A 20,098-nucleotide genomic window follows, 5' to 3' on the forward strand; every position below is an offset into this window, starting at 1 on the left:
ACGATCAGTGTCTTGCCCACGTTTCATGGAGTAGAAACGAAGATGTTACTGGAAACGCATCGCCACAGGCCGAAGCCATTCAAGATCGCGATCCCGGACGACGCGCTCGCCGACCTGAAGCGTCGGCTGCAGCAAGTCCGGTGGCCGGACCAGATCGGCGCCGGATGGGATTACGGCACCGATCTTGGCTATCTTCGCTCGTTCGTCGAATATTGGCGCGACGAGTATGACTGGCGCAAGCATGAGGCCGAGCTCAACGAGCTCGACCAATATACCGTCGAGCTCGACTCGATCGACGTCCACTACATCCATGTCGAAGGCAAGGGACCGAACCCGATGCCCTTGTTGATGACGCATGGCTGGCCGAGCTCGTTTGCGGATTTCCGCCGTATCATCCCGATGCTGACGGATCCCGCGCGCTTCGGGGGCGATCCGAAAGACGCCTTTACGGTCGTCGCGCCGTCGATGCCCGGACACGGCTTTTCGTATCGGCCAAACCAGCGGCGCTTCAGCATCCTCGAGATCAGCGACACTCTCGCAAAGCTGATGATCGACGTCCTCGGCTATCAGCGGTTCGGCTCCCAGGGCGGCGACTGGGGCGCATTCGTGAGCTCCCGCCTCGGATACGCGTATCCGGAGAATGTCGCCGGCATTCAGATTTCGCTGCTGACGATCCCCCGCGAACGGCCCGCGGTCGACCAGCCGACGGCGGAGGAGGAGGCGTTCTTCACGCAGCTCGCCGACTGGCTAAAGGAGGAGACCGGCTATATCCAGATCATGGGGACCAAGCCGCAGACCCTGGCTTATGCGCTCTCCGATTCGCCGGTCGGTCTCGCCGCGTGGATTCTGGAGAAGCTACGGACCTGGACGGATTGCAACGGCGATCCCGACACCTGGCTCGGCCGGGACGTGCTGGCGACCAACATCATGCTCTACTGGGCGACGGGAGCGATAGGGTCGAGCTTCTGGCCGTACTACGCGCGATTGCACGGTCCGTGGATGGTGCCTGCCGGGGAGCGCATCAAGGTGCCATGCGGCTACGCTGACTTTCCGAAGGAGTTCTTGCGTCCGCCGAGGTCATTGGCGGAACGAATGTACGGCAACATCACGCGCTGGACGCCCATGGAGCGCGGCGGGCACTTCCCGGCGCTGGAGCAACCCGAAGCGCTGGCGGAAGAGATCCGCGCGTTTTTCCGAACCGTCCGGTGATCGTCGTTACCATTACGCCTGTCGTGAGAGAAAATGAGTAGCTCTGCTGTCATTATCCTTAATCCCTCCGATACCGTCGTGATCGCGAGATCGACGATCGCGGTAGGTACGATCATCGCCGAGGGAATCGTGGTTGCCCAGCGGATTCCCGCCGGCCACAAGATCGCGGTCCGCGTCCACGAGGTCGGTGATCCGGTGCGTCGCTATGGGCAGATCGTCGGATTCGCTTCGGCGCGGATTCTGCCCGGCGAGCACGTCCACGTCCACAACGCCGGCATGGGGGAATACGCCAAGGACTATGCCTACTCACGGGATTGCGTGCCGACGGAAATGTTTGAGGCGCCGGCGCATTTTGCCGGGATACGTCGACCTGACGGCAAGGTAGCCACCAGGAACTACGTTGGCATCATCACCACGGTCAACTGCTCGGCGCATGTCGCGCAGCTCGTTGCCGATGTGTTCAGGAAGAACGTGTTTCGCGGCGATGACGACCCGCTCGAGGACTTCCCCAACGTCGATGGCGTTGTCGCGCTGACGCATGCGACAGGCTGCGGAATGATGTCGGGCGATCCGCTGCGGTTGCTGCGACGCACCTTGGCCGGCTATGCGCGGCATCCGAATTTCAGTCATGTGATTGCGCTCGGTCTCGGCTGCGAGGTCAATCAGATGGGTGGCCTGATCGAGGAGCAGCGCCTCGCCGGCCGGCTGCGGAACATGGACATTCAGGCCATGGGCGGTACGAAGAACACTGTGGAGGCCGCGGTGTCCTTCGTGAAGGAAGCGCTGCGCGATGCATCCAGGATCCAGCGCGAGCCGGTGCCTGCGAGCGAACTGAAGATCGCGCTGCAGTGCGGCGGCTCAGATGGCTACTCGGGCATTTCGGCCAATCCGGCGCTCGGCGCCGCCAGCGACCTGGTCGTTCGTAACGGTGGAACGGTGATTCTGTCGGAGACCCCCGAGACCTATGGCGCCGAGCATCTCCTGACGCGCCGCGCGGTCAGTCGCGAGGTCGGCGAGAAGATGGTCGCGCTGATCGACTGGTGGGAGCAGTATACGCAGCGCGAAGGCGCGGAACTGAACGGGAATCCGACGCCCGGCAATAAGGCAGGCGGCCTGACGACCATCCTCGAGAAGTCACTTGGGGCGATGGCGAAGGCGGGAACGAGCAATCTCGTCGATGTGCTTGGCTATGCGGAGCCCGTCGATGCCAAAGGCTTCGTGTTCATGGACACCCCTGGATACGATCCCGTCGCGGCGACCGGCCAGGTCGCTGGCGGCGCCAACATGGTTTGCTTCACGACCGGACGGGGGAGCGTGTTCGGATGCAAGCCTGCGCCGAGCATCAAGCTTGCGACCAACACGCCGATGTTCGAGCGCATGAAGGACGACATGGATGTGAACTGCGGCACCATCTTGGACGGCTCCGAGACGGTTGCCCGGTGCGGCGAGCGAATCTTCGAAAAGATCCTCAACGTCGCGTCCGGGGAGAAGACCAAGAGCGAAACCTTCGGGTTCGGAGGCCCGGAGTTTGCGCCCTGGGTGATGGGAGCCACCATTTGAGGATCCGTAGCGCTCGCCGGAACACTCGCCGGTTCAGTCGGTGCGTTGACGTGCGGTCGATCCAGCGTCGTGCTCAGCGGGGACAGTGAAGATGGCCAAGGGATACTGGATCACAAGAGTCGACGTCTACGACGCGGAGCAATTCGAGCGATACAAGGCGGCCAACGTCGATCTGTTCGCAAGATACGGCGCGCGCTTCCTGGTCAGAGGTGGCGCACAGACGGCGGTCGAGGGGAGTGCGCGCGGACGCAATGTCGTGATCGAATTTCCGAGCTACCGGGCCGCGCTGGAGTGCTGGCACTCAGCGGATTATGCCGGATCGGCGGCCCTGCGACGACCTTGCTCCGCCGCCGACATCGTCATTGTCGAAGGCGTGCCGTGATTTGCCGGCGTTACGCGCCTGCCGCCGCAGCCGGCAGCCCGCTACTCGGTCGACGTCATCATCGTTCTTGATGGTGATCATTCGACAATCTCGATTCCCCACGCCGGATCCGTCCGATAGCCAGAAGCCGGGCACCGGACGCCGTCGCGCGAAGGTGCCCCGATGGACGGTGCCGACGGCGCACGACGTGCCTGCGGGACCCGCCGCGGCGGAAATAAACCGGATGGGAGGATGAGATGACTGCAACGGGAGTTTTGGGTACGGACTCGCGCGCCGACGCAGAGGAAGCCGCTTTCGAGAAGCGCACGATACGGAAGATATCGCTGCGCCTGCTGCCATTCCTGGTGATCTGCTATTTCTTCGCCTATCTCGATCGCGTCAATCTCGGCTTCGCTGCACTGACCATGAACAGCGAACTCGGCTTCTCTTCGACGGTATTCAGCATTGGCGCCGGAATTTTCTTCATCGGCTATTTCCTCTTCGAAATCCCAAGCAACATCGCGCTCGAACGATTCGGCGCCAGCCGCTGGATTGCGCGGATCATGATCAGTTGGGGTGTCGTGTCGGTCCTGATGGCTCTGGTCGTCGGTACTTACAGTTTCTACACGATGCGCTTCCTGCTCGGCGTTGCCGAGGCCGGGTTTTTCCCCGGCATCCTGCTCTATCTGACGTTCTGGTTTCCGGCGCACTACCGGGCTCGCATCGTCGCAGGCTTCGTCGTCGCCGTGCCGCTGTCGTCGACCGTCGGCTCGCCGATATCAGGGCTGCTGCTCGGGCTCGACGGCCTTTGGGGCCTGCGCGGCTGGCAGTGGCTGTTTGTGATCGAGGGGATTCCCTCCATCCTTCTCGGCTTCGTCGCCTTCTCCTTCCTGACCGATCGCCCCGAATCCGCACGTTGGCTCGATGACCGGGAAAGAACCTGGTTGACGTCGTGCCTGCGTGCCGAGCGCCTCGCGAAAGAAGCCGTTCGTCACCTGACCTTCGGCCAGGAGGTCCGCAACATCGACCTTTGGGGGTTGAGCCTGATCTATTTCGGGCTAGTCGCGGCGCTGTACGGGGTGAGCTTCTGGCTACCGCAGATCGTCAAGGCGTTCGGCCTTTCCAATTCAGCCACCGGATTTGTCGTGGCAGTCCCCTACCTGTTCGGCGCGCTGGGCATGGTCGTGTGGGCGATGAGCTCGGATCGTCGCGGCGAGCGCGTTTGGCATGTCGCCTTGCCATTGCTGCTCGCCGGCCTGGGGCTTGCCGCGTCCGCGCTGGCCGTTCATCCGGCGATCGTCACCGTGGCGCTCATCCTCGCGTCGATCGGGATCTACTGCGCGTTCGCGCTGTTCTGGACGCTGCCGGCCGCGATGCTGACCGGAGCCGCCGCAGCCGGTGGCATCGCCCTGATCAACTCGGTCGGCAACCTCGCCGGCTTCGGCGGGCCCTTTCTCGTGGGTTGGATCAAGGACGCGACCGGTGAGTTCTCGACCGGTCTTCTCGTCGTGGCGATGATGCCGGCCTGTGCGGCTGTCTTGACGTTGGTCCTCGGAAAGATGAAGTCGCGCGAGCTTGCAACGGAAACAGGCGAGCCGACTTGACGATGCTGCTCGCGCAGAACATTGCGATCCTCGTCGGCCGCGCGGGTTTGGAGCGAACGAACGTGCTCATCATCGTTCGTGATGGAGTGCGTGCGAGAATATCATTCGGCTTACGACACAGCACATGATAGCGCTCGATACGCGCTACCGTGGCATGTACGCGACCGAGTGCGCGAAGCAAGCGCTTGGCGAGCAGGACCAGCGCATCATGGGAGAGACGGGGATGTTGACGAGACGCGAGGCTATAACCGGGGGCGCCGTGATTTTCGGCGTGGCAGGCAACCAGATCGCCAACGCGAGAGACTGGCGCGCGGGGCCGCCGCATTATCCGGATCCCGACATCGAGTCGCTCGACAAGAGGTTCACTTTCAACGTCGGGAACGGTGGCATCGAGCGGGTCGCGACCGGATGTCGGTGGTGCGAGGGGCCGGTCTACTTCCGCGACTTGCGCTGTTTGGTCTGGAGCGACGCCCCCAACAATCGCATGATGAGGTGGAACGAGGAGAGCGAAGAGGTCAGCGTATTTCGTCAGCCGTCGAACTACACGAACGGTAATACACGGGATAACGAGGGGCGCCTGATTTCGTGCGAACAGGATACCAGACGTGTTGTCAGAACCGAGCATGACGGCACCGTTTCGGTACTGATGGACACTTATCAGGGAAAGCCGCTCAACGGGCCTAACGACGTCGTCGTTGCGGCCGATGGCTCGGTGTGGTTTACGGATCCGGGCTACGGTATCCAAGGCAACTACGAATCGTCCGCGCAGCGTCCGTTCGAGTTGCCGACTAATGTGTACCGCCTGGATATCCGAAGCGGCAAGGCGGCCATCGTCGCCAGCGACTTTGTCCGCCCCAACGGTCTGACATTTTCTCCCGACGAGAAGAAGCTCTACATCATCGATAGCGGCATCACCAACGGCGGCCCATCCAATATCAGAGTGTTTGACGTGACAGGCGACGCAAAGCTCACGAACGGGAAAGTGTTTGCCGATACGAATCCCGGATTCTCCGACGGCATCCGGACCGACATTCACGGCAACGTGTGGTGCAGCTACGGATGGGGCGATCCCAAGGAGGATGGTGTCCGATGCTATGCGTCGAACGGTGACTTGATCGGCAAGATTCACCTGCCAGAGACGGTCGCGAACCTGACCTTTGGAGGCCCAAAGAAGAACAGGCTCTTCATCGCCGCAAGTACTTCGATCTATTCGTTGTATGTCAATGACGTGGGTGCGCAGAGGCCTTGACTTGCCACCGGCAATCGTCGTGTGGCGAGCACGGGTGAGCTGGGCGCGGTCGGCATCTAAACCTCGCCAACCGACGCGTTGGGGACACATGGATTTCGTACGAACGGCAGTTTTTCGGCAGGCCGCCTCGTTGGGCATCTGCTTACCGAGCCAACCACCGATTGACCGCCGAAACACCGTGAACAAACGGCGGTAAGGGTGGTCAATTGAAAGCAAACATCTTTGTTTCTGTTGATCTTTTCGTTTGCTACTTACGTTTGGGACGAAGGGCTGTGGGCGGCAATGCGCGGGCTTGAGATTTACAACTCGGTTGTAACCTATTGAACTATATGGCCCCGCCGAGAACGGTTTTTACATCTAAGTGTTTGTAGTAACTCGTAAACGAACTGACTCTTAATCAGCGGGTCCCAGGTTCGAGCCCTGGTGCGCCCACCAAGCTTTTCAATAGCTTAGGTTAGCCCTCGTAGTCGTCATTCCGACAAACGGCCGCGTCTGTTCCGACAAACCGGCTGCTTTTGTTCGCTCCGCGCGGCGTTTCCTGGTGCCCGAGATCAGCTGCTTTCGCGTGCGTTTTGCATAGGTCGGCAATTGCCGGGCCGACCTGTGGCGGCCGGCGGCTCGCAACTCCGCGTCGGTGAGGTCGCTGTCGGCTCCGTCGGTGAAGCCGCCATGGCGGAACGAGGTGAATGAAAGTTCGGGTCGAATGCCGGCTGCGGCCACGATGTCCTTCACGACGCTGCGCAGGTACCGCAGATCCTTGCGCTCGGTGATCCATGGTAGTGGAGTACGCGACTTGCGGTGCGCATGATCCCGCCCTGCTTGAGATGGGCATACCTGTCACGCTGTATACCGGATACGACGCAAGTAATCTGCCGGAGAAGTTTGCGTGTTCCGGTGGTGACCAAGCCACGAGATTGTGCAGAGGCTCTCGACCTCCTTTCCAGGCAGATGGCGGCCACCTAGAAGTTTACTCGTGACGCTTGGGCCGTCGCGCGGCCTTCTAGCCTCGTCCAAAGATCGCGGTCGAGGTCGCAACGCAACATAGGAACCGCCGAGTTTCCCTTGCATTGGTGCCAAGAAATTATGTTGGTCCCTTGTGATGCAACCTGATGTCCGGAAGGGCATGCCCTCCGTCAAACTTTCGCGCGAGGAATTCGAGCAGCGTTACCGCAGCCGGTTCAAGGATTCTGCGTTTGAGCCTTTGCAGCGGGAGATTAATGCGATCGTCGCCGCGGCGTGGGACGCCTATAGTCATTCGCGCAAGGCGCCTCGGACACGCAAGGCAGGGCCCAAATTCGCCGATCCAACCTACGACATCGCCGCTGACTGGCTGGCTGCGCGCCAAGCGATCGTGGCGGCTCAAGAACAACATGAATCGCTAGAGGAGCCCGCGCGAATTCTCATTGTCAACGGGTCGTCCCGCAGTGAGCACACCTGTCCTGGCGAAATGTCGAAGACGTGGCGGCTCGTCGAGCTGGCCGAGCCAGTGTTTCGACATATGGGCTTTGTCGTCGACATACTCGATCTCTCGAGACTGACCTCCGAATTCGGCAAGCACATTCATCCCTGCAAGTCGTGCGTTGCGACCGCGATGCCGCTCTGCCATTGGCCGTGTAGCTGCTACCCCAATTATTCGCTGGGACAAACCGACGACTGGATGAACGAGATCTACCCGCTTTGGGTCGCCGCGCACGGAATTCTCATCATCACACCGGTGAACTGGTACCATGCGCCGGCGGGACTGAAGGCGATGATCGATCGGCTGGTCTGCGCCGACGGAGGAAATCCCGATCCATCCTCGACGCACGGCAAGCGGGCAGACGAAGCCAAGGCGCTGGAGCTGAAGGGCTGGTCGTATCCGCGCCATCTCGCTGGACGTCACTTCGGCATCGTGGTCCATGGCGACAGCGTCGGCGCCGAAACTCTCCGGCGATCACTGTCGGACTGGTTGACCGACATGTGGCTCGTCTCGAGCGGACGCGCCGGGGAGGCGGACGGATATCTCGGCTATATGGAACCATACGCGACCTCGCACCAGGCGCTCGACAAGGATACGGCGTTCCAGCAGGAAGTCATAAATGCGGCGCACGCGCTCGGAAACGCTGTGCAACTCGCGCGTGCGGGCAGGCTGGAGGATCCCGGGGCGGAGATCAACGATCCCAACCCGAAATGAAAAGACAATCCGCCGATTTATGGTTGCCCTGATCCGCCGGCGGATCCGTAGACTTGACCCGTCGCGTAGCTGGCATCGCCCGCGGCGAGTTGGACGTAGATCGATGCGAGCTCGGCGGGCTGGCCGGGCCGACCAAGCGGCGTGTGGCCGCCGAACTTCTCGAGCTTCTCCATCGACGCACCGCCGGAGACTTGCAACGGCGTCCAGATCGGACCGGGCGCGACACCGTTGACCCGGATACCCTTCGGACCGAGCTGCTTGGCCAGCGACTTTACGTAGTTCATGGTCGCAGCCTTGGTTTGGGCATAGTCGTAGAGTTCGGGCGAGGGGTCGTAAGCCTGCTCTGAGGTCGTCCCAATGATGCATGCACCGGGCTGGAGATGCGGCAGCGCGGCCTTGATGATCCAGAACGGCGCATAGACGTTGGTCTTCATCGTCGCATCGAAATCGTCCGTTGAGACGTCGAGAATAGAGTCCCGCGACTGCTGCCGCGCCGCGTTACAGACGACAATGTCGAGGCCGCCCAAGCCCTCCACTGCGCGCGCAACCAGTTCCCGGCAGAACACTTCATTCCTGAGGTCGCCGGGGATCGCAAGTCCGCGACGGTCTGCCGCCTTGATCAGCGCAATCACGTCCTGTGCGTCCGGCTCTTCGGTCGGGAAGTAGTTGATAGCAACGTCGGCGCCTTCGCGGGCAAACGCGATTGCCGCCGCACGTCCCATGCCGGAATCGCCGCCTGTGATCAGCGCCTTTCGGCCCGCCAGCCGGCCCGATCCCTTGTAGCTCGTTTCACCGTGGTCGGGACGCGGCTCCATTTGGCCCGCCAGGCCGGGCCATGGTTGCGACTGCTTCTTGAACGGCGGTTTCGGATGGAGGTTGGTGGGATCCGTCAAGCTTTCGGCTTTCATCTGTTCGCTTTCCTGCGTGCTCGTTGGGACGATCCTTGGACATCCATCCTTGGACGTCGCCGATCTCCGTTCAGCCGGACAACATGTTGCAACGAGATTCGTTGCTGCCGTTCCGCCTCGATGTGGCTGCGGGCTGAAGGCGGCGCCGTCGGATCAGTGCGCCATGATCGTCTCGGTGGGATCGATCGTCATGTGCTCGGGCAATCGCAGATAGGCCGGGTTGAATCCGGCCAACCGGACCAGGCCATTCCAGTCAGTGATCGTGATTGTCCGTGAATGCCATTGCAGCAGGTTGCTGCGGCGGAGCACCCGGGCAGTGCGGTTGGCGTGAATCGCGGACAGGCTGGTGCTATTGCCCAGCGTTGGACCGTAGTGACGACGGACCGATCGTGTCATTAACTTATGACATGTCGCGCTGGAACTCGGTCCGGCAACAACAGGTTTTCGGTCGCGTTGATTGCCGGTGCGATCGTTGGCGTAGGAACGATCGACGTCTGCATACCTTGATGGAGCAGCGAAAACCGGCCCCAGCGACCTTCCGCTGCAACATGCGCTCGCCGTCGCCGGTGCCAAGCCGGGAGGACAATCATGGCCAACAGGCGCCGATTGAGTGACGATCTCGAGGTCGAATCCTATGAAGCACCGTCCGGCGGCTGGGGATCGGTGCGATCACTCGCGACGAGCCTGACCCGCGAGCATGTTCCGATCAAGGGCAGCCGTGTCCTTCTCCATCAGAACAAGACCGGCGGTTTCATGTGCGTCAGCTGCGCCTGGGCAAAGCCCGCCGATCCGCGCGTGTTCGAGTTCTGCGAGAACGGCGCCAAAGCGACCACATGGGAGATCACGCACAAGCGCGTCACGCCCGAGTTCTTCGCAGCAAGGACGGTTACCGAGCTCGAAAGCTGGGATGATCACCATCTGGAGGCGGCCGGCCGGTTGACCCACCCGATGCGCTGGGACCCGGCCATCGACAAATACGTGCCGATCAGCTGGGAGGCGGCTTTTGCCGAGATCGGGCGTGAGCTGCGGGCGCTACACCCGGACCGCGCTGTGTTCTACACGTCCGGCCGTGCATCGCTGGAAGCGTCTTTCATGTATGGCCTGTTCGCGCGCGCCTACGGCACCAACAATCTGCCCGACAGCTCGAACATGTGTCACGAAACGAGCTCGGTTGCGCTGCCGGAAAGCATCGGGGTGCCGGTCGGCACCTGCACGCTCGACGATTTCGACAAAACCGATTGCATCTTCTTCTTCGGCCAGAACGTCGGCACGTCCAGCCCGCGCATGCTGCATCAGCTTCAGGACGCCGCCCGGCGCGGCGTGCCGATCGTCACTTTCAACCCTTTGCGCGAACGCGGACTGGAGGAGTTCGTCAACCCGCAAGCGCCCGGCGAGATGATCAGCGACAAGCCGACGCGTATCAGCTCACAATATCATCAGGTCCGGAGCGGCGGCGATACCGCTGCCATCATGGGCATCGCGAAGGCGTTGCTGGCTTGGGAGGATCGCGCCGACGCGACAAACCCCATGATCGATTGGGCTTTCGTCAACGAGCACACCCACGGCTGGGATGAATTCGCGGAAGCCGTAAATCTCTGTGAATGGTCCGAAATCGAAAGACGATCCGGTCTGCAGCGCGATGCGCTCGAAGCCGCGGCCGCGGTCTACGCGCAGGCCAATGCCGTGATGTTCATTTACGGCATGGGCCTCACGCAGCACGAGCAGGGCGTCGAAACGGTGCAGACCTTGATCAATCTGGCACTGATGCGAGGCAATATAGGCAGGCCCGGCGCCGGCATTTGCCCGGTGCGCGGTCATTCCAACGTGCAGGGGCAGCGGACCGTCGGGATCACCGAGAAGCCGTGGATGGTGCCGGTCGACAAGATCAAGCAGCAGTTCAGCATCGACGTCCCGGAGAACAAGGGCCTGACGACGGTCGAGGCCTGCGCGAAGGTGATCGACGGATCGGTGCGGGCGATGGTGCTGCTCGGCGGCAATCTGGTCCGCGCCGTTCCGGAGCATCGGCTGGTCGAACCGGCCTGGCGCAAGCTTCGCCTGACCGTCAACATCCTGACCAAGTTGAACCGCTCTGCGCTGGTCCATGGTGAGGTGTCGTTCATCCTGCCGTGCCTCGGCCGCATTGAGTTCGACGAGCAGGCGAGCGGACGGCAGGCGGTGGCGATGGAGGATTCGACGGGCTGCATGCACGGCTCGCGTGCCCAGGTGACGCCGGCCAGCCCGCATTTGCTGTCCGAGCCGAGGATCATCGCCGAGTTGGCCAAGGCTGCGGCCCCGGGACGCTCGACTGTTCCCTGGGACGAATGGGTGTCCGACTACAGCCGGATCCGCGATGCGATCGCGGCGACCTATCCTGATATCTTCCACGACTTCAACGCACGGCTCTGGCAGCCCGGTGGCTTCCACCGGCCGCTCGCCGCGCGTAAGCGGCAATGGAAGACAAAGACAGGAAAGGCCAATTTCATCGCGCCGACCTCCCTTGTCAGCGATCCCAAGACGGAAACGAAAGATCCCGACGTGGTGCAACTGATCACGCTGCGCAGCAACGGCCAGTTCAACACGACCATCTACAGCTACGACGACCGACTCCGCGGCATCCACGGCTCGCGCCATGTGGTGCTGATGCATCCGGGAGACATCGCCCGCTTTGCGCTAAAGGAAGGCTCCGTGGTGACGCTGGCCACGGCGGCCAATGACGGCGTGACGCGCGAGGTCGGCGGTCTTCGCATCGTGGCCTATGACATTCCTCAGGGCTGTATTGCCGGCTACTATCCCGAATGCAATCCGCTGCTGCCGCTCTGGCACCACGAGAAGAAGGCAAAGACGCCAGCGGCCAAGTCGATCCCGGTGCGGGTGAGGGCGGAGGCGTAGCCTGCCTGATAACGGGCGCGCTTGCCGTATCTGGATTGCACTCAATCTTGACGTCGTCCCGGCGAAGGGGGGACCGTGCTCGTTCTGCTCTCTTTTCGAGCAGAAGGCGCAGAGAAACGCCAGACGCCGGGCTCCAAGTTCAAACACGGGAATTGTATTAGGAGCTTTCCTCAATGAGGTTTACTATGTCGTCATCACCGGCCGAGGCTCTGTCCGTAGGCGTCGGTGGCTGAGAGACCACGAGCGCTCCCGCCTGCAAAGCAGAGGGAGCGCGCCATGGCGCCAGCCAATCCGATTTCTGCCGTCCGTAACTTGGCCGCGCGCGATGCGGCTATTGTCGATCATGCCCGGCTCGTCATCGCCCGCTCGCTGGAGATCCTCAGAGAGTGCCAGCCCGGAACGTTCCTTGGCGGCCAACGGTGCAAAGAGACTTCTTGCGGCGAGGCGCAACGTCCGGGCTCAGCCGAATTTGAGTCCGTGTCGTAAATCGGCTTCAGAGAGTAGACACCTCGGCCTCGCCGATGTTAGCGGCGTGGCGTCGCTCTGTTTCGCTGCTGTTCGCGGGCCCGTTGCACAATGACCTAACAAGTGAGAACGGCGAAGACCGGAAGAAGCGGCCCCAGCGAGGGGGCACAGGCTGAGGCCGCTCTTGCACTGTGCTGTCCAAGAGCTACCGGCAGGGCCAGCCCTCGAACCTGTGACAACTGGCGCCGTGCGTGGCCAGTTCCTAACCGATAAGAAGACAGCTGACGCCGACGATGAGCGCGAGAAACGATAATCCCGCGATGCTCAGGAAGCCGCGGTCCAGGCCGTCCATTTTTTCCAATCTGAACATCTAGGCAGTCTGCGCCTCGGTCCTGCCGAGGGCATTTAAGTATGCATGTCAGCACGGGTGCCCTAATTCGTCGGCGTCAAAAATGGATCGGCCCCAGCGAGAGGGGCAAGCTGGGGCCGTCCTTCATTCCGTCGTCGCGCCCCGCCAGTGCCGACAATCGGGCGGACCCTCTAGGCTAGAAAAAATATCTTAATGAAAATCCTGCCCAGCGTTTGCAGGATAGGCGTGGACGCGAGTTCCTGGAATCACAAGGATGAATCGCGTTTGAAAAGGCTGCCGCCTTTTCCCGACACCGCATCGGCGGACCAATCCGGCGTTGGACGTCCGATCAGCGGGAGAGGGCGGAATTCGCGATCCGGCCGCCACCGACAGTGGGGTGCACGGGTCGAGACGCGTCGCCGCCCGCGTCAGGGCCGTTTGGGACCGGTTGCCCGGATCCGCCGAAGCAATTTCTTGTCGGTGTCCAGGAAGCCTTCGAGATGCGAAGCGAATTGATAGCTAAGCGCCAACCTTCGCCAGGATCGCGCCAGCAGTTCGTAATCCTTGCGGGAGGTTTCGTCGCCCGACGTTGCGGCGCGTTGGTCGGCATCGTCGGCCAATAGCTGACATTTCGCAATCTCGCCGGTTGAATCGTGCAGCATCGCTGTCCTTCATAGAGGAGGATGCATCGGACAGATCAACTCGCCCGTGATCGACCTTAGCTGATGTTGAGCCTCAAGGCCCGCAGTTGCGCTGCGACGAGGCGTAACTCGTCAGCCATTTGTGCATTGCGGAGGCGGGTCTCGCTCACGGTTGAGAGGTCCGCTACCAGCGCCCGCTCCGAGGCCGTCTGCTCCAGTTGCTCGATACGTCTTTCGATCTCGGTCATGACCCATCCCCCGTCCGATATCGTGACGCGGGCATCGTGAGCCGCCTTGCAAGCGTCCGCACTAACATTTGCAAAGCGCCCGCTGGATTTCCGGCACCGGACGCTCGCGGCGTTCAGGCGCGCAGGATCATGCCAGCCAGGCCTCGCGCCATTGCGCGATGGTCGAGCGGTTTTTCCCACAGCGGGACGTCTGCGAACTCACTATTGATCACGATCCTGTCGTATCCCGAGGTGAACAGGATCGGTATGCCGCGCGCCTTCAGCTCGCGTGCGACGGGATAGATCATCTGCTTGCGGATATTCACGTCGAGCACGGCGCCGTCGATCACACCGCCATCGTTTACGATGCGAAGCGCATCGTCGATGTCGCCGGCAGGGCCGACGATGTCTGCACCGAGTGACCGGAGCGCACTGCTCATGTCGTCGGCGAGGAAATACTCGTCTTCAACGATCAGGACGCGACGTCCGGTCAGAAGCGCACGCTCGTGCAAATTGGCGACCAAATCAGACATATCGACCCCGGCCACGCTTCGGCGTGCAACCACAGCGAAATTGGAACATAGGACGAAAGCCTGCCTTGTTGCAAACAATGTTGGAAAGGCTAGTTCCATGGCCAACCGCGACATCATCGTCATCGGCGGCTCGGCCGGAGCGACAGCACCGCTGAAGGCCATACTCGGCCGGCTGCCGCGGGATCTTCCGGCTGCGATCTTCATCGTCTTGCACATCCCGGCTCACGGCATCGGCATTCTCTCGACGGTCGCCAGCGCGGCCGGCAAGCTGCCGGTCCGGCAGGCGGAAAGCGGCATGGTGATCGAGAACGGCCACGTCTATCTGGCGGCGCCGGACAACCATCTCCTGATCCAGGACGGCCATCTGATGCTCGGCCGCGGTCCGCGCGAGAACTTGGCGCGGCCCGCCATCGACCCGTTGTTCCGCTCGGCCGCTCTCCACTACGGGCCACGCGTGATCGGCGTGGTGCTGAGCGGGCTGTTGTCAGACGGGGCGGCAGGTCTGAATGCCGTCAAGCGCTGCGGCGGGATCGCGCTGGTCCAGGACCCGCAGGACGCCATTTCCGACGAGATGCCACTACGGGCCCTGGAAGCGACCACGGTCGATCTCTGCATCCCGGGCGTGCGGCTTGGCGACGTGCTTTCGGATCTGGTCCACGAGCGTCCAGGCGCAGTCCTGCCGATCCCGCCGGAGATCGTGCTGGAGGTGAAGATCGCCGCGGGCGAACGCATCGGCAGCGATACCCTGGTCGACATTGCGGATCCCGCGCCACTGACCTGTCCGGGATGTGGTGGCGTCCTGTCGGTCCTGAGGATGGGACACCCACTGCGGTTTCGCTGTCAGGTCGGCCACGCTTATACCGCAGACGCACTCGCCAAGGAGCAGGAGAGCCGGATCGACGAGGCGCTTCGGGTCGCCCTGCGCATCATCGAGGAGCGTGCCGAACTGGTGCACCGGATGGCCGAGGATGGCCGCCAAAGCGGTCGCCCCGCGGTCGCGCAGATGTACGATGCGCGCGCCGCTGAATATCGTGAATATGCCGATATGATCCGCCAGGTCGTGCTACAATCGCTCGATCCGAAGCGACCGGCGCGGAAGGAACGGTGATGGCCAGCGCTGAGCATGCGAGCTGGGCCCAACAGTTGCAGTCCGAACGCGCGCTCCTGGCAAAAGCGGAGATCGACGTCGAGGAGGGCTGGAGACGCGTCCGCAATCAGCAGGAGCTGCTGGATTGGCTGCAGCAGGCAGGCCACGACACCGAGCAGGCCGAACGTCTGGTCAACCTGCTCAAGCGAACCCTCGTCGAGTGGGAGCGGCACCGGACGCTGATCGTGCAGCGGGTAGCCTACCTCGAGGATCAGTTGACGTCCCACTAGCCGCTCTGGAGCCGGGACCGGATGCGAAGCCGTCCTGAATTCGCACTTCTGGTAAGGCAGCCGAAGGAACCGTCGCCGCGATCGATCATTTTCGTTGCTGACCGGGGGTGCGTTTGGGCTCGGGCGTTCGGTCCCGGATGGCGGTCGCGGGCGAGCCGGAGGCGTGCCATCGTCGAAGTTTCCAAGGCATTGGAGAATTCCTACTTATTCCATTGGGTAGCAGCAAACTCTGCTATCTACGGGGAGCCGGCGAGGCGCCAGCAAAAGAGTGAGAGCCGCTGCAATCATGGATGACGTTGGCCAACCCAAAAGCAGAGACGAAGAGCGTCAGTCCAAGGCGCCGCTGATCATCGGTGTGGGCGCGTCCGCAGGCGCCCTGGATAGCATCGAGCGGTTTTTCTCCAGGCTCAGGCTCACCCCGGACCAGGCCATCGTTCTGATCATGCAGTATCGGGATGGCATCGAGGACGCCCGGTTGCGTGCCGCGCTGCAGCGATCGGAAGGCGCCAAACTGCTCGAGATCACGGATGGTCAGGTCGCCGAGGGGGGCGCGATCCATGTTTGCCCCTCCGATATGATCACCACCATCCATGGCGACCGTTTCGCTGTCCGGCGCGCCGAGCAAGCGCGCGGCGAGCGAGCGACCATCGACAGCTTCCTGGTGACCCTGGCGGAGGAACATGCCGAGCAATCGATCGGCGTCGTGCTGGCCGGCACGGGCGGGGATGGCACCCTCGGGGTTGCAACGCTGAAGGACCACGGTGGTCTGGCGATTGCTGAGCGCATCGGGGACGGCCAGTCCGACCCGCACGAGGAAGGCAATTCGGCCGTCGCGATCGCGGACTTTGTGCTGCCGCCCGAGGACATTCCAGAGCATATCGACGTTTATGCCCGCCACTTGCGCCGGCTCGAGGAGAAACAGGGGTTCGACGAGGTGCTGGCGGCGGCCGCCAGTTCGCTCGCCCGCATTGCCGACATCCTGCGCAACAAGACCGGCAATGACTTCCACGGCTACAAGCAGAACACCTTCCTGCGCCGCGTCCAGCGCCGAATGCAAGTGGTGCAGATCGACGACATATCCGCCTACGTCGATTTCCTGAGGAACGATAAGGACGAGGCGCAGCATCTCTTCAACGACCTCCTGATCGGTGTCACCGAGTTTTTCCGGGACAAGAAGGAGTTCGATGTTCTGGAAACGCAGATCGTCCCGAAGCTATTCGAAGGCAAAGGCACGGGCCAGCAGGTGCGGGTCTGGGTGCTCGGTTGCGCCACGGGGGAGGAGGCCTACTCGATCGGCATCCTGCTGCGTGAGCATATGGCGAGCCTCGATTCCGTGCCTCAGGTGCAGATCTTCGCGACCGATATCGACGGGCGGGCCCTCGCCACCGCGCGGGTCGGGCGTTATCGCACCAGCATCGAAAACGACATGACGCCGGAGCGGCTCGCGCGCTGGTTCGTGCGCGAGGGCGACACCTATTGCGTGGTCAAGGAACTGCGCGAAATGTGCATCTTCTCGCAGCACAACGTGATCAAGGACGCACCGTTCTCCAAGCTCGACCTGGTGTCGTGCCGCAATCTCCTCATCTATCTCAATGCCGAATTGCAGAACCGTGTCATTCCGCTGTTTCACTTCGCGCTCCTGCCGGATCGCTTCCTTTTTCTTGGCAACTCCGAGAACGTCACGCGGCATCCGAAGCTATTCGCGCCGGTCGACCGCCGCGCGCGCATTTTCAAGAAGCTCGAGACCGGGACGCGGCTTCCGCCCGAATTCCCGATCACCACGGCAGCCGGGCGAGCCGCCGTCGACATCCCGCCGGTGCGCTCCATGGGCCCCGATGTCGGCCTCGAGCGGCGCGCACAACGGCTCGCAGAGCGCTATGCGCCGGCCTATGTGATTACCGACGAGAGTTTCCACATTCTGCACTTCTCCGGCCGCACCGGCCGCTACATCGAGCCGACGGCGGGCACGGCGACGCTCGACCTGCTGCAACTCGTTCATCGCGACCTCAGGCTCGAGCTGCGCACCGCACTGAGCCGGGCTGCGGAGATTAATGAGGCCGCGCATGCCGAGCAGGTGCAGCTCGGGGTCAATGGGCATCGCGTGCTGGTCGATATCACGGTCGAGCCGATTCCGGACGCGCCCGCGGGACACCGCAATTTCGTGGTTCTCTTCAAGGATGGCCCGATCCGTCCCGTCGACCATCCCGAGAACAATCGCGACGTCCTGGTCCGGACCGAGCATGTGGAGCGGCTGGAGAGCGAACTGCGGGCCACCCGCGAGCGTCTGCAAGCCACCATCGAGGAGCTCGAAAGCACCAACGAGGAGCTGAAGTCCTCCAACGAGGAATACCAGTCGCTCAATGAGGAGCTGCAGTCGGCCAACGAGGAGCTGGAGACCTCGCGCGAGGAATTGCAGTCGGTCAACGAAGAGCTGACCACGGTCAACGGCGAGCTGGCACACCGCGTGCAGGAACTGACCCGAGCCACCAGCGACCTGAAGAATTTCCTCGAGAGCACCCAGATCGCAACCGTGTTCCTGGACAACGACCTCAAAGTAATGAACTTCACCCCCGCGATCACGCAATTGCTGCATCTGGTCGAGACCGATGTCGGCCGTCCGATCGCGCATATCAAGGCGCGCATCCCCATCGAGGAGCTCTATGATGACGTCCGGCGCGTGCTTCGGACATTGGCGAGCGCCGAACGCGAGCTGACCGCGCCCGACAGCGGCACCCGCTACATCGTGCGCATCCTGCCTTACCGGAGCATCGACAATTTCATTGCCGGCGTCGTGATCACCTTCATCGATGTCACTGCGATCACGCGAGCGGAGGAACGGCAGCGGCTGCTGCTCGCCGAGCTGCAGCACCGCGTCCGCAACACGCTCGGCGTGGTGCGTTCGATCGCCCGGCGCTCGGCCGAGACCAGGACTACGCATCGCATCTTGATGGCCGTCTCAACGCCTTTGCGCGAACGCAGTCGCTGGTGACGCGCGATCCGGAAGGCGGCGTCGACCTGGAATTCCTCGTGGTCGAGGAATTGCTGGCCTATAACGCGCGGGAGGGCGAGCAACTGAGGGTCTCGGGCCCTAAGATCCGCCTGCAGCCCATGGCGGCAGAGACGTTCGCGTTGGCGATCCACGAGCTTGCGACCAACGCCCTGAAATATGGCGCGCTCAGCCAGATGGCCGGACGGATCGAGGTGTCCTGGCGCATCGACGATGCGGCCGACACGCGGCAGCTGGTGTTCGATTGGCGCGAGCGGGGCGGCCCCGCGGTGACGCCACCGAGCCGCAGGGGATTCGGATCAGAGCTGCTGGAGCGGACGCTGGCGTTCGAGTTCAAGGCCAAGAGCACACTCGATTTCAATCCGTCGGGACTTCACTGCACGATCGCGATACCGATGAGCCCGGAGGCCATCCATACGCCGAGCATGGGGAGTTGAGATGCATTCCCCGATGCTCGAGAGGAATCTGGCGCAACCGGTGATCCGGCGGCTCAGCGCCTTGCGCCGATTGTCCGAGCGGGGGATCGCGCTTCTGCAGCAGGCGATCCAGGACGGGCTGCAGCGTGCCCGCCCGGGCGAAGACCTCGTCAGCGAGGGCGATCCGATCGACAGCGTGAGGATCATCCTGTCGGGCTGGCTCGCCCGCTACAAGACGCTGGAGGATGGCCGGCGCCAGATCGTCAATTTTGTTTTGCCGGGCGATTGCTGCGATGCCTGCGTCTATCTGCTGTCGGTGATGGATCACTCGATCGGTGCGCTCACACCGGTCACTTATGCCGTGATCGCGCGCGGGGCGTTCGAGCAGCTGCTGGCAAGCGATCGTTCGCTGGCGGAAGCCATGTGGTGCGAAACCATGGTGAACAGTGCGATCCAGCGCGAATGGACCGTCAATATCGGCCGGCGCGTGGCGCTGGAACGAGTCGCGCACTCGTTGTGCGAACTCTATGAGCGGCTGCTTCCGGTCGACATGATCGAGGATGGCTCCTGTCTGTTCCCGATTACGCAAATGGACCTGGCCGATGCCACCGGCCTGTCCGTGGTCCATGTCAACAGGACGTTGCAGGAGCTGCGCGCCTCCGGACTGATTGTGCTGCGCGATCGCACCTTGACGATTACCGATCTGAAGGTCCTCGAGGATACTGCACTGTTCTCGGCCGACTATTTGCACACCAAACGGCGCGGCTAGGCGCTCTCTGCGAATTCCGTTTCCAGCCTTAACATATTTGAAGTCGCGCCAGGCTCCCTTGCATTACAGTACCCGTCCAAGACGAGGTAGGGGAGGACGCCATGCTCGACGGTGCGACCGCGGCAGTGCTTCGCGCGGTGCTCGACGAGGTCTGCGGCGACATTCCACGTTCCGACACGGCACGGCGGACTGATGTGGCATCGGGCCTGCTACGGGCGGTTCGCGAGGGACATTCGTCCATTGAAGAGCTCAGACGGGCCGGCCGCGCCGCGTTGCGCGCCATCCCAGGCATGTGGCCCCGAAGGGACATCGGCTGAACTACGAGAACTCCACTCGAACCCGGGGCTCGCAATCCGTGAGC

17 protein-coding genes and 1 pseudogene are annotated in these 20,098 nt (G+C 62.4%); 12 read left to right on the plus strand and 6 right to left on the minus strand.

Annotation, left to right across the window (positions count from 1 at the left end; translation table 11 throughout):
* Nucleotides 1-42: 42 nt before the first annotated feature.
* The 5 genes from ACVISU_RS33020 to ACVISU_RS33040 all read left to right on the plus strand — a co-directional run bounded on the left by ACVISU_RS33020 (nucleotide 43) and on the right by ACVISU_RS33040 (nucleotide 5,983).
* Entirely contained in the window at nucleotides 43-1,209 is a 1,167-nt protein-coding gene (locus ACVISU_RS33020) for an epoxide hydrolase family protein (RefSeq protein WP_456709712.1), read from the plus strand.
* 33 nt (nucleotides 1,210-1,242) lie between these two features.
* Nucleotides 1,243-2,769 (plus strand): UxaA family hydrolase, encoded by a 1,527-nt coding sequence (locus ACVISU_RS33025; protein WP_456709713.1) that lies wholly within the window; start codon nucleotides 1,243-1,245, stop codon nucleotides 2,767-2,769.
* A 91-nt stretch (nucleotides 2,770-2,860) separates the two neighbouring features.
* A complete protein-coding gene (locus ACVISU_RS33030; RefSeq protein ID WP_456709714.1) occupies nucleotides 2,861-3,151 on the plus strand; it encodes a DUF1330 domain-containing protein in 291 nt (96 codons plus the stop codon).
* Between the two features lie 236 nt (nucleotides 3,152-3,387).
* Entirely contained in the window at nucleotides 3,388-4,734 is a 1,347-nt protein-coding gene (locus ACVISU_RS33035; protein WP_456709715.1) for an MFS transporter, read from the plus strand.
* A 124-nt stretch (nucleotides 4,735-4,858) separates the two neighbouring features.
* Nucleotides 4,859-5,983 carry an SMP-30/gluconolactonase/LRE family protein gene (locus ACVISU_RS33040; protein ID WP_456709716.1) on the plus strand — a complete coding sequence of 375 codons (1,125 nt, stop codon included), beginning with the start codon at nucleotides 4,859-4,861 and terminating at the stop codon, nucleotides 5,981-5,983.
* A gap of 441 nt (nucleotides 5,984-6,424) precedes the next feature.
* Here ACVISU_RS33040 and ACVISU_RS33045 read toward each other — a convergent pair whose 3' ends face one another.
* Nucleotides 6,425-6,703 (minus strand): hypothetical protein, encoded by a 279-nt coding sequence (locus tag ACVISU_RS33045; RefSeq protein ID WP_456709717.1) that lies wholly within the window; start codon nucleotides 6,701-6,703, stop codon nucleotides 6,425-6,427.
* Nucleotides 6,704-7,082: 379 nt separating this feature from the next.
* On the opposite strand from ACVISU_RS33045, the gene ACVISU_RS33050 reads away from it, so the two are divergent.
* Nucleotides 7,083-8,156 carry a flavodoxin family protein gene (locus tag ACVISU_RS33050; RefSeq protein ID WP_456709718.1) on the plus strand — a complete coding sequence of 358 codons (1,074 nt, stop codon included), beginning with the start codon at nucleotides 7,083-7,085 and terminating at the stop codon, nucleotides 8,154-8,156.
* Nucleotides 8,157-8,173: 17 nt separating this feature from the next.
* Here ACVISU_RS33050 and ACVISU_RS33055 read toward each other — a convergent pair whose 3' ends face one another.
* Entirely contained in the window at nucleotides 8,174-9,064 is an 891-nt protein-coding gene (locus ACVISU_RS33055; protein ID WP_456709719.1) for an SDR family oxidoreductase, read from the minus strand.
* Nucleotides 9,065-9,217: 153 nt separating this feature from the next.
* On the minus strand, nucleotides 9,218-9,460 hold the full coding sequence (locus tag ACVISU_RS33060) for a hypothetical protein (RefSeq protein WP_456709720.1): 243 nt from the start codon (nucleotides 9,458-9,460) through the stop codon (nucleotides 9,218-9,220).
* Nucleotides 9,461-9,652: 192 nt separating this feature from the next.
* On the opposite strand from ACVISU_RS33060, the gene ACVISU_RS33065 reads away from it, so the two are divergent.
* Together ACVISU_RS33065 and ACVISU_RS33070 are read left to right on the plus strand one after the other, a co-directional pair.
* Nucleotides 9,653-11,953 carry an FdhF/YdeP family oxidoreductase gene (locus tag ACVISU_RS33065; protein ID WP_456709721.1) on the plus strand — a complete coding sequence of 767 codons (2,301 nt, stop codon included), beginning with the start codon at nucleotides 9,653-9,655 and terminating at the stop codon, nucleotides 11,951-11,953.
* A gap of 276 nt (nucleotides 11,954-12,229) precedes the next feature.
* Nucleotides 12,230-12,439, plus strand: coding sequence for a hypothetical protein (locus tag ACVISU_RS33070; protein WP_456709722.1), 210 nt, complete (start codon nucleotides 12,230-12,232; stop codon nucleotides 12,437-12,439).
* Between the two features lie 756 nt (nucleotides 12,440-13,195).
* Here ACVISU_RS33070 and ACVISU_RS33075 read toward each other — a convergent pair.
* The 3 genes from ACVISU_RS33075 to ACVISU_RS33085 all read right to left on the minus strand — a co-directional run bounded on the left by ACVISU_RS33075 (nucleotide 13,196) and on the right by ACVISU_RS33085 (nucleotide 14,291).
* Nucleotides 13,196-13,387, minus strand: a complete 192-nt coding sequence (locus ACVISU_RS33075) for a hypothetical protein (RefSeq protein WP_456709723.1) — start codon at nucleotides 13,385-13,387, stop codon at nucleotides 13,196-13,198.
* Between the two features lie 98 nt (nucleotides 13,388-13,485).
* Nucleotides 13,486-13,656: a hypothetical protein gene (locus ACVISU_RS33080; protein WP_456709724.1), complete on the minus strand. Its 171-nt coding sequence runs from the start codon at nucleotides 13,654-13,656 to the stop codon at nucleotides 13,486-13,488.
* Between the two features lie 113 nt (nucleotides 13,657-13,769).
* The gene (locus ACVISU_RS33085) at nucleotides 13,770-14,291 is read right to left on the minus strand and encodes a hypothetical protein (protein WP_456709725.1); all 522 of its coding nucleotides are present in this window, start codon (nucleotides 14,289-14,291) and stop codon (nucleotides 13,770-13,772) included.
* On the opposite strand from ACVISU_RS33085, the gene ACVISU_RS33090 reads away from it, so the two are divergent.
* The 4 genes and pseudogenes from ACVISU_RS33090 to ACVISU_RS33105 all read left to right on the plus strand — a co-directional run bounded on the left by ACVISU_RS33090 (nucleotide 14,266) and on the right by ACVISU_RS33105 (nucleotide 19,737).
* Nucleotides 14,266-15,276 (plus strand): chemotaxis protein CheB, encoded by a 1,011-nt coding sequence (locus ACVISU_RS33090; protein WP_456709726.1) that lies wholly within the window; start codon nucleotides 14,266-14,268, stop codon nucleotides 15,274-15,276. The two genes, ACVISU_RS33085 and ACVISU_RS33090, sit on opposite strands and share 26 nt — an antisense overlap.
* On the plus strand, nucleotides 15,276-15,545 hold the full coding sequence (locus ACVISU_RS33095) for a hypothetical protein (protein WP_456709727.1): 270 nt from the start codon (nucleotides 15,276-15,278) through the stop codon (nucleotides 15,543-15,545). The genes ACVISU_RS33090 and ACVISU_RS33095 overlap by 1 nt, the downstream gene beginning before the upstream one ends.
* Before the next feature lie 286 nt (nucleotides 15,546-15,831).
* Nucleotides 15,832-18,989: pseudogene (locus ACVISU_RS33100) on the plus strand (CheR family methyltransferase).
* A gap of 1 nt (nucleotide 18,990) precedes the next feature.
* Nucleotides 18,991-19,737 carry a Crp/Fnr family transcriptional regulator gene (locus ACVISU_RS33105; protein ID WP_456709728.1) on the plus strand — a complete coding sequence of 249 codons (747 nt, stop codon included), beginning with the start codon at nucleotides 18,991-18,993 and terminating at the stop codon, nucleotides 19,735-19,737.
* Nucleotides 19,738-20,098 lie beyond the last annotated feature (361 nt).

The organism is Bradyrhizobium sp. USDA 4452 (assembly GCF_054063575.1).